The sequence below is a fragment of the Trueperaceae bacterium genome, from assembly GCA_002707365.1.
In the GTDB taxonomy this organism is placed as follows: Bacteria; Deinococcota; Deinococci; order Deinococcales; family Trueperaceae; genus UBA6957.
This window is the reverse complement of record PAMQ01000014.1, coordinates 131,477-143,725: the sequence shown is the minus strand read 5'-3', so window position 1 is coordinate 143,725 and position 12,249 is coordinate 131,477. Positions and strand designations below refer to the sequence as shown.

Annotated in this window: 11 protein-coding genes; 7 read left to right on the top strand and 4 right to left on the bottom strand. The window is 48.9% G+C overall.

The genetic code is table 11. The annotated features are described in order from the left end of the window. The first annotated feature begins 125 nt into the window (after positions 1-125). The 3 genes from CMO31_06825 to CMO31_06815 are packed head-to-tail and all read left to right on the top strand — an operon-like array spanning position 126 to position 2,606. On the top strand, positions 126-488 hold the full coding sequence (locus CMO31_06825; protein MAZ53714.1) for a cupin: 363 nt from the start codon (positions 126-128) through the stop codon (positions 486-488). A gap of 46 nt (positions 489-534) precedes the next feature. Beyond that, positions 535-1,746 (top strand): hypothetical protein, encoded by a 1,212-nt coding sequence (locus tag CMO31_06820; protein MAZ53713.1) that lies wholly within the window; start codon positions 535-537, stop codon positions 1,744-1,746. Between the two features lie 29 nt (positions 1,747-1,775). Then, a complete protein-coding gene (locus tag CMO31_06815; GenBank protein MAZ53712.1) occupies positions 1,776-2,606 on the top strand; it encodes a hypothetical protein in 831 nt (276 codons plus the stop codon). A gap of 77 nt (positions 2,607-2,683) precedes the next feature. Here the strand turns inward: CMO31_06815 and CMO31_06810 are convergent, their stop codons facing one another. Further along, positions 2,684-3,901, bottom strand: coding sequence for an amidohydrolase/deacetylase family metallohydrolase (locus CMO31_06810; GenBank protein MAZ53711.1), 1,218 nt, complete (start codon positions 3,899-3,901; stop codon positions 2,684-2,686). 21 nt (positions 3,902-3,922) lie between these two features. Further along, on the bottom strand, positions 3,923-4,717 hold the full coding sequence (locus CMO31_06805; GenBank protein MAZ53710.1) for a phytanoyl-CoA dioxygenase: 795 nt from the start codon (positions 4,715-4,717) through the stop codon (positions 3,923-3,925). A gap of 558 nt (positions 4,718-5,275) precedes the next feature. On the opposite strand from CMO31_06805, the gene CMO31_06800 reads away from it, so the two are divergent. The 4 genes from CMO31_06800 (at position 5,276) to CMO31_06785 (ending at position 10,053) form a co-directional block, all read left to right on the top strand. Further along, complete coding sequence (locus tag CMO31_06800; GenBank protein ID MAZ53709.1) at positions 5,276-6,403, top strand: hypothetical protein; 1,128 nt, start codon at positions 5,276-5,278, stop codon at positions 6,401-6,403. Beyond that, a complete protein-coding gene (locus tag CMO31_06795; protein ID MAZ53708.1) occupies positions 6,403-7,200 on the top strand; it encodes a hypothetical protein in 798 nt (265 codons plus the stop codon). Before CMO31_06800 ends, CMO31_06795 begins: the two co-directional genes overlap by 1 nt. Next, positions 7,197-8,309: an oxidoreductase gene (locus CMO31_06790; GenBank protein ID MAZ53707.1), complete on the top strand. Its 1,113-nt coding sequence runs from the start codon at positions 7,197-7,199 to the stop codon at positions 8,307-8,309. Before CMO31_06795 ends, CMO31_06790 begins: the two co-directional genes overlap by 4 nt. Positions 8,310-8,433: 124 nt before the next feature. Then, entirely contained in the window at positions 8,434-10,053 is a 1,620-nt protein-coding gene (locus tag CMO31_06785; protein ID MAZ53706.1) for a beta-xylosidase, read from the top strand. Between the two features lie 68 nt (positions 10,054-10,121). Here the strand turns inward: CMO31_06785 and CMO31_06780 are convergent, their stop codons facing one another. After that, on the bottom strand, positions 10,122-11,063 hold the full coding sequence (locus CMO31_06780; protein MAZ53705.1) for a hypothetical protein: 942 nt from the start codon (positions 11,061-11,063) through the stop codon (positions 10,122-10,124). A gap of 99 nt (positions 11,064-11,162) precedes the next feature. After that, positions 11,163-12,218, bottom strand: a complete 1,056-nt coding sequence (locus CMO31_06775; protein ID MAZ53704.1) for a hypothetical protein — start codon at positions 12,216-12,218, stop codon at positions 11,163-11,165. Positions 12,219-12,249 lie beyond the last annotated feature (31 nt).

Below are 12,249 nucleotides of genomic sequence, written 5' to 3'. Positions count from 1 at the left end.
TCGTCAGCGAAACAGATTCTTGCGTAATAGTGATCGTAATCTTGTATCATCACATAATTAGAGTCCCGCTGGACTGCTGGACGACATAGCCTGATTCCCTTTGTGCGTCCCGAAGGAGTAACTTTATGGACAATGTGAGTGTTCTGAAAGCTGATGATGCCGCCCAAGAAATCTTTGAGTGGGGAGATTTGCTCTGGTTTGCTAGTAGACAGTTGAACAACTCGAGCGAGATGACTGTGGGTAGATGCCGTTTAAAAAGCGGTAACAGTAACCACCGGCATTATCACCCTAACTGTGAAGAGGTCCTGATTGTCCTCGAAGGGAAAATTAGTCACTCTATCGGCGATAAAGAGCTTGAAATGAGCGTGGGAGACAGTATAGCCATTCCCCCAAACATAGTTCACAATGCACGAAATATTGGTTCGGAAGACGCATTGCTGCTCATAACTTTTTCATCGGCTGATAGAAAAACTGTAGACGCGCCCTAAAGGTACAGCTCAGATCTATAAATCTCCATTTATAAGGAGGACAATCATGGGGAAGACAGTAGTAATCATAGGGGCCCTCGATACGAAGGGTGACGAATTTGCTTTTGTGAAGAAGGCTATAGAGGCTTCCGGCGCCAAAACCCTGGTAGTCGACGTTGGTATCATGGGCGAACCACTCTTGGTTCCAGATATTGCCAATATCGAGGTGGTAGAAGCTGGTGGGGGTAATATGGCCCGCCTGACCTCTGGGAGCCATAAGGACGAGGCCATGCAAACCATGGCAAGTGGAGCTGCGGCTGTTGTAAGAAAACTTTATGACGACGGTAATCTCCATGGCATCCTTGGAATGGGAGGTTCTGGAGGCACTTCTGTAGCAACAGCAGCTATGCGCACTCTGCCGGTGGGGGTGCCTAAATTGATGGTCTCTACAGTGGGTGGTGGGGATGTAAGTGCTTACGCTGGCACTAAAGACATCACGTTTATGCCTTCAATCGTTGATGTTGCTGGTATTAACCGAATAAGCCGAATAATTTACACTAATGCCGCTAGTGCAATTGCCGGAATGGCTATGGCCGAACAACCTGAATCTGGCGCAGAAAGACCGTTAGTTACGGCCTCAATGTTTGGCAACACCACCACTGCTGTAGGTCATGCTCAGGGCTTGGTTGAATCTGCAGGTTATGAAGTTCTGGTCTTCCACGCCACTGGGACAGGTGGCCGTACGATGGAAGATTTAATCCGCGACGGATACATTAAGGGTAGTCTAGATATGACCACGACGGAGCTTGCAGATACCGTCTGTGGTGGTGTATTCGATGCTGGACCAGAACGCTGTCTAGCGGCATCAGAAACAGGAATACCTGCAGTGATAGTACCGGGGTGTGTTGATATGGCTAACTTCGGCGGGATAGATACTGTTCCCGAAAAATACAAGGACCGCAACCTCTATCAATGGAACCCGGATGTAACTCTCCTTCGCACCAATCCCGAAGAGAACTTTATTGTATGTAAAATGCTTGCTGCAGCTGCGAACAAAGCTACTGCGGCTGTAACGGTATTACTACCGCTGAAAGGAGTATCGATGCTAGACAGTGAGGGAGAGAGATTCTGGGATCCCCAAGCTGATAAAAGTTGCTTCGATGCTATCAGGGACAACCTCAGGCCAGACATTCCGGTTGTGGAAGTCGACCACAATATTAATGACCCGGAATTCTCTAGTAAGGCTGCTGAGACACTATTAGAAATGCTTGCCAGCTAACGCGGCACGCAGAGAAAGGATACGAAACTATGGCCATTTCCCGTCACGAAATCTTAAGGCGTCTACGCGAGCAGGGCGAAGCTGGGAAACCAATAATAGGTTGTGGTGCGGGAACTGGGATTTCTGCAAAACTAGCTGAAGCTGGGGGTGCTGACCTGATAATCATTTATAACTCAGGTCGCTACCGGATGGCAGGCCGTGGTTCACTAGCTGGTTACCTCCCGTATGGTGACGCCAACAGCATCGTAGTGGAAATGGGAGCGGAAGTCCTACTGATTGTCAAAGATGTCCCGGTATTAGCTGGCGTGTGTGGAACCGACCCTTTCCAATTAATGCCAGTTTTTATTAAAAACTTGAAAGACATGGGATTCTCAGGAATACAGAACTTCCCAACTGTTGGCCTCATCGATGGTACCTTCCGGGCTAACCTTGAAGCCACAGGTATGGGTTACGATAAGGAGGTCGAGGCAGTCACTGTGGCGCATGAACTTGACTTGTTCACTTCTCCCTACGTTTTCAACCCGGACGAAGCCATCGCGATGACGAAGGCTGGGGCGGACCAGTTGGTTGCGCATGCTGGTCTCACAACGGCAGGAAGTATCGGTGCTGCAGTGGCGAAAACTTTAGATGAGGCCATTGATCAGGTGATGGCTATTGCCGAAGCAGGTAGAAGCGTCCGAGATGACATTTTAGTCATCTGTCATGGAGGACCATTGGATGAGCCAGACAACGTTGGCGAAGCTCTAGCACGCATGCCGGGAATCAATGGGTTCTTTGGCGCCTCTTCTATTGAACGTTTACCGACTGAGCGAGCCATTGCGGGTCAGGTTGCAGACTTCAAGAACCTCCCCTTAGCTTAATTGCTGTTGACGTGTAGTTAGAGTACCACCGCCAAGGATAAGCTTGACCTTCACTACTTCTTAGTAGAGCAGTCGGTCTATTTACACCAGTCGCTTGGTCTATGGCCACGTTTAATCAGAGTAAGCTGCTGGTCTGTCAGTTGGACCCAAGGTGCCGGAAGTTTTTCCTTATGGTTAGGTAATACCTGGCCTTCAATAATAGTCATGGTGTTACAAAGCAATTGCGTTCCCTTATAGGGATTCATAAATACGTCATAGAAAGTATAATCCCCTTGGGCAACTCGGAATAGCGCTAGATCAGCTAGCGTGCCGGGTTTTAGGGTCCCCACTTCGCTAGTGAGACCCATTGCCTTAGCAGGTTTCGCGGTAGCTGCTTCAATCACTTCTGGCAACTTCATTCCGAGAGCTAGAAATTTGCTTAAGCACGTGGGTAAGTCAAACATTGGCCCATGAATACTAAGCTGGTGTATGTCTGAGGAGATGACGTCAGGAAGGTGACCCTCAGCCATCATTGCCTGGGCAGTTTCAAAAGAAAAGGATCCTGCCCCATGCCCAACGTCTAAAATGACACCAGAATCCCACGCCTTTCTGACGTCATCTTGAAGCTTGCCACGGTGGTCAATTATGCGCATGTCTAATCCCGTGAAGCAGTGGGTAATAACGTCGCCTGGGCTTAAGAAATCTAGGATCTCTTTAAGAGCAGGCGGGCCATCACCAATGTGGACCATCAACGGTAACTCACATCGGTCAGCTGCCTCCCGAGCACGTCGGAGCGGTTCGAGGCCGTTACCCATCGTGGTACGAGCGTCGATTCGGACCTTAACGCCTAATAGGACGTCACGGTTCAGATCAATGAGTTTGCAGCAAAGGTCAACGTCACAATAATCAAGGTTTCCTAATTCCCCAGTGGGTGCAGTTAGTCCTATCGATGAAATGTTTAAGAGGCCGTATATGTGGGCCTTTGCTGGGGAGATAACGAATTCTCGAAAACCGGGGAAATTGTAAGCTCCTGCCGTACCGACATCGAGCCAGGTAGTGACCCCACTCCGAGCTGCTACAGGATCAGGTGAGATGCCATAGTAACTACCCCCATGGTAGACATGTGTATGAAGGTCTACTAGTCCTGGAGTCACGAAAAGCCCGTCAGCATCTATTACGCGTCCCGCAGATCTCTTAGGAATACCGTGATCAACTGCCGCAATTCTGTTGTCCTTTATGGCGACATCAAGCTTCCCCTGATAGCCGAAGCCTGGGTCTAAAACCTCACCACCTTGAATTAACAAATCAAATCGCATGGGTGCCTTCTGGAGAGATGATTAGACCCGTGTCGGGAAAGATTGTCCCCGAACTTGCTTAAAAGCAGGCATCTTGGGGGCATCCGTTATGCTGTCGTCCCTGTAAGATTTAGCTCTCATGTAATGAACGGCGTAACCACGTCTACGCTGTCCAGAGGTGTTGGCATTACTTTGGTGGAGAACAAGGCTGTGGTGGAAGCTTATGCTTCCTGGTCTGAGGGGAGCTGCTACGATAGGCCATTCTTCATTTCCTAAGTCCCTCACAAACGCCTCGCGCTGCTGCCCTCGCAACATGCCGCACCGCTGAGTACCCGGCGCAAAATTAAGGCAACCGTTCTCGGTCTTGGCGTGATCGATAGCGGTCCAGGCTGATACAAGGTCCATGGGGAATATATCGCGCCATGATTCTGAGTCCTGGTGCCACGGTTGCTCTGCCCCAAGCTCCGGAGGTTTCATAAACAGCTGGTCACCATAAAGTTTAATGTCATCAGTACTGAGCAGATCAGCAACAATATCAACAATCGCGGTATTAGTAACGTGCCCCCACATCACATTATCGTAAACAGCGATATTGAATAACTTTCTGACGCTCAACAACTGGTTAGTAACTTCCAAATCACCATCACGATAAACTTTCTCTAGTTGGGTACTAGTTTCAGGGATATTCTTGACCTGACCTTCAGCTATGCGGTCCGTATGGTCAGCAAGAACTTCAACTTCCTGAGGAGAAAGCACGTTCTCAACCGTAATATGGCCATTAATTCGGTAACTATCCACCTGCTGTTTTGTTAGCCTGCGTAGTGCCAAATTAGACATCACTTACCTTCCGCCACGGGGCCCGTTGCATGCAATCCCTAGGCTAGTATCCCTATGGTACACATAATTCTCTAAGTGCAACTAACCAGTCTTCGTCCGAATCTGTTGCAATGCCCTCGAATAATAGCGATGAAAGGTAACGTTCACCGATGTCCGGAAACATTACGCAGAAAGTATTGGCTGTTTGAATTTCATTAGCTATAGACAATGCCGCCAACATAGTTGTTCCTGCGGAAATGCCTTTGAAAATCCCCTCTTGTTTGGCTGACTTTCAGACCGTGCCAATAGCATCTGTGTAACCGACTAAGACTCTCTGATCCATAACTCTTTTGTCTAGCACTTCCAGAATAAAATCTGGTGTCCAACCCTGGGTTTTATGCGGCCACCAATCCATATCGGCCAACAACATCGCGTTAGCGGGCTCAGCGCCAATAATCCTCTTGTCCGGACGTGAGGATTTGATGACTTGACTTGCGCTGGTATCAATGCCAAAGCTGGATCACTTGAACCGAGCGAAAGGGACTGCAATAGTTTGGAGGTAAGGTACACTTACAAAGCATGACGACAAACAGCGATAGAACAATCGGCGTTGGGGTGATTGGCGCTACCGGTTTCATCGGGACGCCCTACAGACAAGAATTACGCGACACCCAAGGTGTAAGGATCGTGGCATTATGTGCCCGTCGACGTGACCTTCTTGAACAGGCAAAAATTGAAGACGGCGCAGAACTAATAACAAGTGATTGGCAAGAAGTAGTGGATCACCCCGATGTCGACTTAGTTGTCGTAGCCACACCGGATAAGCTTCACCTTGAGCCTGTATTAGCCTGCGCAGAATCAGGTAAACATCTACTATGTGAAAAACCTGTTGGGGCTGATGCAAAAGAAGCACGGGTTATGTGGGAAGCCTATCGGGACCAACCACAACTGGCGACTTACGTGCCGTTCTGGACCCGCTATCTTGACATGTTTATCAGAGCTAAGGAGCTAGTGGCTGAGGGTGCTATCGGCGAAGTCCGATCTGTTATTTATCGCTGGCTTAATCCCCGACCACCCTCTATGCCTCTTACGTGGCGTGACGATCCTGAACTGTCAGCAGGCGGGAGTATTGCTGATGTTGGGTCGCACTCGTACGACACCATAAGATGGATTCTAGGTGAAGAAGCAACACAAGTGCTTGCTCATGGGGGTACTATCTCACAACCTAAACCTGATCTTGGTTCCATCAATCTGGCGGAGGCTCTCGACTGGACCAAGTCCGACAAACCCCAGTCTCCAGATAGCCGAAAGGGCGGAACTTTTGATTACGCTAACATCTCCTGGGAATTTGAGAGTGGTGTGACTGGGGTGCTTATGGTTTCGCATGCGACGCACCTTCGTAAAGGCTTTGCTCCAGAACTTGAGCTTCACGGATCTAAAGCCTCATTAGGAGTCGACCGGATGCGGGGTATAGTTTCAATCGCCCAACCAGATCAGCTTCCTGAAATCGTAGAAACTCCTGCTGAACATTTTGGCAACCGCTTTAGTAAATCTGTAATCCCAGCTGTACGAACTGTAATGAATGGAGAAAAAAGTGACCACCCAAACCTTGAAGATGGTTACAGAGTTCAAGCATTTACTGACGCGGCAGCAGAATCCGCCCGGATCGGACATTGGGTCAGAGTCCAGTCCAAAGGAGAACGATAATGAACCTTGCGCTTAACCTACCTCCCCCCCTAGAGGCGGACTATATAGCTGCCGCCAATCGGCTGGAAGAAGTCTCTCTCGTTGATGAGGGGGAAGAGTTCGATGCGATCGTTACTAATAAGGTAGAGGTTGCCCAAGTAGCGGCCCAGCAAAAGCTACATGTTCTGCTACACAATCGAGAAGAAACCGACATCTCCTCAGTGAATGCTACCCAGCAGGAACAAGGTGGGATTTTCATGCCCGCTCACTCATGGCGCTTTCGGCCAGATGTCCAGGCTGTTATAAGAAATCACGACGTTGGTAACCTTGGTGATCCAGGGCTTGTTCGGATTCACCGGTGGAGTACAGATCACATCTCAAGTGTCGATGCCTCAACCATCTTGCCAGAGATAGACCTGATCCTTTGGGTCTTTGGTAAACCACATGAAACGGTTTACGTCGTAGGTAGAGGAAACAACTTTCTACAGGTGCACCTAGGTTTTGCGGACGACGGTATGGCCCTAGTGGACTATGCTTGGGGAGTTCCTGCTAAGTACGATAGTTTCACGCTTATTGGTGGAGACGGTGCCGCCTACGCCGACGATCATCACAACATGAATCTCTTGATCACTGATAGCCCAATACAAGCAATTAAAACCGGACAAGGGACCCATCATATTTACGGATTACTACAGGAATTTGTTACTGCCATTACCGAGGCTCGTGGCCCTGCAGTTACCGCAGAAGATGCTTTACTGGCACTCAAAACATCACAATCTGCCATAGATTGTATTGTTCCGGCAGAGGCTTTGAAATGACTCGATCTGTAAAAACGTTCCGATTCGCCGCAGTAAGCGCGGTCAAGCATGCTTACGTGCCAGAAGCAGTTGCGCGACACCCGCGTTTTGACATAGTGGTTGTGACCGATGATGCTGATAGTCCGAGTTGGGTTCACGAACGAAACGAGAAGTTTGCCGAACAACAGGGCGTCCCGTACGTCATGGGTGTGGAGAAAGCTATTGAGGCTTTTACTCCGGAAGTAGCAGTAATAAGCTCTGAGGCGGAAAGACACTGTGATCTCGGTGTCCGTGCAGCTAATGCCGGCCTGCACATTGTTGTTGATAAACCTCTTTCCCCGTCACTTGATGAATGTAATCGACTCCTAGACGCAGTCAAAAATAACAACGTCAAGTCATTAGTGTGGAATCGGAACTTCCTGCCCGCTGTTTTACAGGCGAAACAAGTAGTGGAAAGCGGTGAACTAGGGGATCTGGTTGCTGCCCATTGTGACTTCTACTTTGCCAAGGATGCTGGTCCTCCGAAGGGCACGAGTTTGCCAGCTCCTATCAACTGGCTCGAACGCCAGCAAGACGCGCACTCTGATGGGTCTGATGGAGGTGTTGGGATAAGAGCTTTAGGGGAACTAGAGATCGAAGGTCTCTATCCTTTGGCGTACCTCCGCATGCTAACTAACGCCCCAATTAGAAGGGTTTTCGCCCGCACAGCAACCCACTTTCACCAGGCCAACGTTGATAATGAAGTGGATGACTTGGCAACTGTCACGCTTGAAATGGATCGTGGTATTACTGGCTCTCTTTGCATCGGACGAATCGGTGCAGCAAGCCATCCGGAGATTGGTGAAATTAAGCTTCACCTTCTGGGAACCAAAGGTGGAATTGTAATTTCAGAACCACGACCCGAAGTTGGGTTTTATTACAAAGGACAATCAAAGCAGGACTACAACAACTACCGGGTCGCTAACGACAACGATTATCTTCTAGGGGATGATTTTGCCAATGCGATTGACAACAATGCTGACACGATTCTAGATGTCGAAGGTGGCCGAGACATTTGCGCTGTAGTCCAAGCTGCTATTCGTTCTGGCCGGAGCAATCAGGCGGAAGAGGTAACAACCAAGTCTACTTAATCTAAGCTTTCCAAAAAGAGGGGGCGCTTTGTCGATACTAAATTGGCGAACAACACGTTCAATACTCGCTAAAGAGTCCCATGGTTTCGGTAAATATGTAAGTTGCACTTAAGCGGGAGGCTCTATGGTCGGTAATGAAATCATAAACGTTACGGTTGACGCGACTAAGTCAGAACCATTGCGCCGAATCTGGACTTTTGTGGGTTATGACGAGCCGAATTACACCTATACAAATCGCGGGAAAGAACTTCTCGCTAAGTTGGGAGGCATGTCTAGCGAAAGATATTTCGTTCGTTGTCATTTCCTTCTCTGTACTGGGGATGGAGTTGGGAGCCCAAAATGGGGTTCAACCAACGTCTATACTGAAGACAAAAATGGTCAAGCCATATACGATTTCACAATCTTAGACCAAATATTTGATGCATACCTAGAGAATGGGTGCATCCCGTTCGTTGAGCTCGGATTCATGCCCAAAGCGCTAGTCAGTTCCACCACGGAATTAGTGTATGAGGCGACTTCTAATGCGGCCTGGGGATGTCCCCCAACAGATTACGGAAGTTGGCACGACCTAATCGCTGCTATCGCTGAGCACTGCCTAGAGCGCTACGGGCTTCGTGAAGTGAGACGCTGGTACTGGGAACTTTGGAATGAACCTGACCTGTGGTACTGGCAGGGCACAGTGGAAGAATATTTCAAGCTTTACGATTACACAGTTGCTGGCCTCCATTCTGTTCTCCCACAAGCCAACATCGGTGGGCCAGCTACTACAGGTCCAGCTAAAAAGGTGCCAGCTGAATTCTTACGCCGTTTTCTAGAGCACTGTAGCGTTGGCACTAATGCGGTGACGGGTCTTCAAGGAACCCGACTGGATTTCGTTAGTTTTCATGCTAAAGGAGGCGGCTACAAAGCGTCTAGTCAATCTCCTAAACAGACTCCGTCAATCTTCAATCTAGTGCGACACGTGGAAACGGGACTTAATATTCTTTCAACGTTTCCAAATTATCGGGGACTAGAGGTGATAGTGTCTGAATGCGATCCCGACGGGTGGGCTGCAGGTAGTCGACACGACAATCAGAACCTAGAGTTCCGAAACACCGAATACTACGGAAGTTACTTAGCCAACACCGTATGTCAATTGATGGATTTACGCGAAGATGGCCCTAATCAAATAGACGGGATGCTGACCTGGGCCTTTCAATTTGAAAATCGTGAGTACTTTGAAGGCCTAAGGACCTTGAGTACCAATGGCCTCGATAAGCCTGTGTTAAACGTTTTCCGTTTACTAAGTCGATTGAACTCATTACGCTTAAAACTAACTAGCGCTGGACATCGGGACCCATTGGTGGTGGGTAGCCCGGACCACGCTCACGCACCACCAGATGTATCTGGCCTAGCAACAAAAGATAACGCGGGTAGTATTTCAGTATTCCTCTCTTGTCATCATGATGATTGGGATGTGCACTCAAAAACCAAACTTTCCCTGCAGTTTCATGGGTTAGAATTTGGGCGTTACAAGGTTCAGGAATCAATCATGGATGAATCTAATGCCAATTCTTACAGCAAATGGGTAGAACTAGGGCAACCCACTGACCCCTCCGAAACGCAGATAGCTGAAATGAAATCCGCAGCTTTGCTACGACCATTGCAAACGGGCACCGTGGACTCTACCGATGGATCATTGTCGATACTCATATCCATGAAAAGCCATAGCGTACGACTCGTTGAACTAAAGCCAACCAGCTGATCCCTATGGCGTACAAGTTGGACCTATAGACCATAAGAGCATCTAGAAACATCTCAAGCATCTCTTAGTTAAGGTGGTGGTGGCCCTAATGGATGCGGACCATTGGAATTTGGATTAGCTCTGGCGAAAGCGTAAACCGCGTCCTGTACCTCTAGGATACGGAGTGCGTCGCCAATAGTTGGTGCAAATGAGTTGCCTGCTTCAATAGCAGCTAAGGCCCTTGCTATTTCTGCTGGCCTAGATTGACCATGACCGTTTCCCTCTTGGAAATCAATACCTTGTTCAGTGTGAACCTCAATGATCGGTGTCCCATGCTTATCATAACGCTCGAAGACAGATGCCTTTGTCCCAATAAAGCGAAAGAAATGGTCACCGGCTCGAACCCCGGAAGGGTAACTATAGCCGGATTCAACGATACCGGTCACGCCTTCTTCGTTGCGTAAGATACCCAGACCAATATCTTCTACGGTCCTCCCGTGGAGGGCGTTTGACATGACAGCGCCCACTACAGATATTGGGCTATTTCCAGCAAATTGTAAAAAGGTATCGATACCGTGTGAAGCTTCAACCGCCCAACAACCGCCACCCGATTTAGTTGAGTCGTTTTGCCAATAAGATGGGGTTGGATCGTAACGAGTGGGGGGACCGTTGTTAAGCCGGTTGCTACACAGAATGGGTTTACCAAAAGTTCCTTCAGACATCATGCGCTGAACAAGGCCTACTACCCGACTAGCCCGATTCGGCAAAATTGCAGCACTAAAAACGTTTTCGTGTATACAAGCCTCGGCTGAGGAACGTAATCTAGCGGCACTGTCAGCAAAAGGCTTGTCGATAAGGAACGGAATTCGCATTTCAACACAAGCTTGAACGTGATCAGGCATCTCGATATGCTTTCCAGCCACAAGTACCGCGTCTGGCGAGACCGAGTCGAGACAATCCCTTGCTGCAGCAAACCCTTGACATCCGAACACTTCCTCAAGTTGTTTACGAGGTGCTTCCTCGGCATCCATTACGCCGATTATCTCGTGACCCTGATCTCGGGCGACACTAGCGAACCCTAGTCCGTGATGGCTGTAAGAAAGAAGGGCTAGACGGATGCCAAGACTCCCTTATACCCACCCGTGGTCATCAAAAATAACCGAATCGGATGTGGCCTGACTTTCCCAGGCCTCGCCACTTTCGAGCATCACCTCTTGACCACAGATGGAAGACTGCTCAGCAGCAAAAATAATCTCCATTATCTGCCTACCCCAATAACCGTGTGTTGGAGGTAGAACATCCAGTTCGATCGCTTTAGCAAAGGCTTTCCATTCATTATGCATTTCAGTTGGTGGGTCATCAAATGGAACATCTGCCCACTCTTCGCCATGTCCTACTTGAACGTATTTCCCACCGTGTTCACTAAATCGTAAGGTACCGTTGGCACAGATCACTTCGGTGCTCATGTTAGGCCCGCCATCCTTATAGCCGACGACAACTGCTACTCCTGCCAAACCATTCTTATAGCGAACAAATGCTGTTGCTGAATCGTCACCAGATTGATAGTGAGCACGAGTACCAATTGACGCAGATACTGAGACTGGTTGGGAACCCATGAGCCAAGTAAGCCGATCAACAACATGCACACCGTTGGTGATCCACATCCCGCCCCCATGATACCGGCTACGATACTGCGGCCTACGGTGTTCAAAACCCCAATTCTTCGACATGTAACAAACCGCTGTGATCAAAGGTCCTAATTCACCTGAGTCAAGGATTTCTTTCGCCTTTAGACTAGTTCCATAAAAATGTTGGGAGTAGCCTGCCATAAGTTTGACATTGTTGGACTCAGCTGCCGCTATCATCTCGTCACAGTGTTCCAAACTTAGGGCCATAGGTTTTTCGACGAGAACGTGCTTACCTGCGTTGCAGGCGTCAACCGTAAGTTTGTGGTGGAGCTGGTGCCCGAGCACTACGGCCACGGCTTCGACCTCATTGTCCTCAAGCAACTCAGTGTGCGAAGCATATCCGCGAGGAATATCATATTTGTCCATGAATTCTTGGCGCTTATCTTCAAACAGATCCGCAACTGCAACAACCTCGATGTTATCGAGGTTGGAGATAGCATTACAGTGCGAACGGGCGATGCCGCCCAGCCCAATGATCCCTACCTTTAGCTTCGTCATCCTTCTCCCTACTCTCTACTGTATTCGTTGA

Bases quoted from the DNA above. Each gene is read 5' to 3' on its own strand.
- CMO31_06825 (MAZ53714.1), top strand. From the start codon at position 126: ATGGACAATGTGAGTGTTCTGAAAGCTGATGATGCCGCCCAAGAAATC.
- CMO31_06820 (MAZ53713.1), top strand. From the start codon at position 535: ATGGGGAAGACAGTAGTAATCATAGGGGCCCTCGATACGAAGGGTGAC.
- CMO31_06815 (MAZ53712.1), top strand. From the start codon at position 1,776: ATGGCCATTTCCCGTCACGAAATCTTAAGGCGTCTACGCGAGCAGGGC.
- CMO31_06810 (MAZ53711.1), bottom strand. From the start codon at position 3,901: ATGCGATTTGATTTGTTAATTCAAGGTGGTGAGGTTTTAGACCCAGGC.
- CMO31_06805 (MAZ53710.1), bottom strand. From the start codon at position 4,717: ATGTCTAATTTGGCACTACGCAGGCTAACAAAACAGCAGGTGGATAGT.
- CMO31_06800 (MAZ53709.1), top strand. From the start codon at position 5,276: ATGACGACAAACAGCGATAGAACAATCGGCGTTGGGGTGATTGGCGCT.
- CMO31_06795 (MAZ53708.1), top strand. From the start codon at position 6,403: ATGAACCTTGCGCTTAACCTACCTCCCCCCCTAGAGGCGGACTATATA.
- CMO31_06790 (MAZ53707.1), top strand. From the start codon at position 7,197: ATGACTCGATCTGTAAAAACGTTCCGATTCGCCGCAGTAAGCGCGGTC.
- CMO31_06785 (MAZ53706.1), top strand. From the start codon at position 8,434: ATGGTCGGTAATGAAATCATAAACGTTACGGTTGACGCGACTAAGTCA.
- CMO31_06780 (MAZ53705.1), bottom strand. From the start codon at position 11,063: ATGGATGCCGAGGAAGCACCTCGTAAACAACTTGAGGAAGTGTTCGGA.
- CMO31_06775 (MAZ53704.1), bottom strand. From the start codon at position 12,218: ATGACGAAGCTAAAGGTAGGGATCATTGGGCTGGGCGGCATCGCCCGT.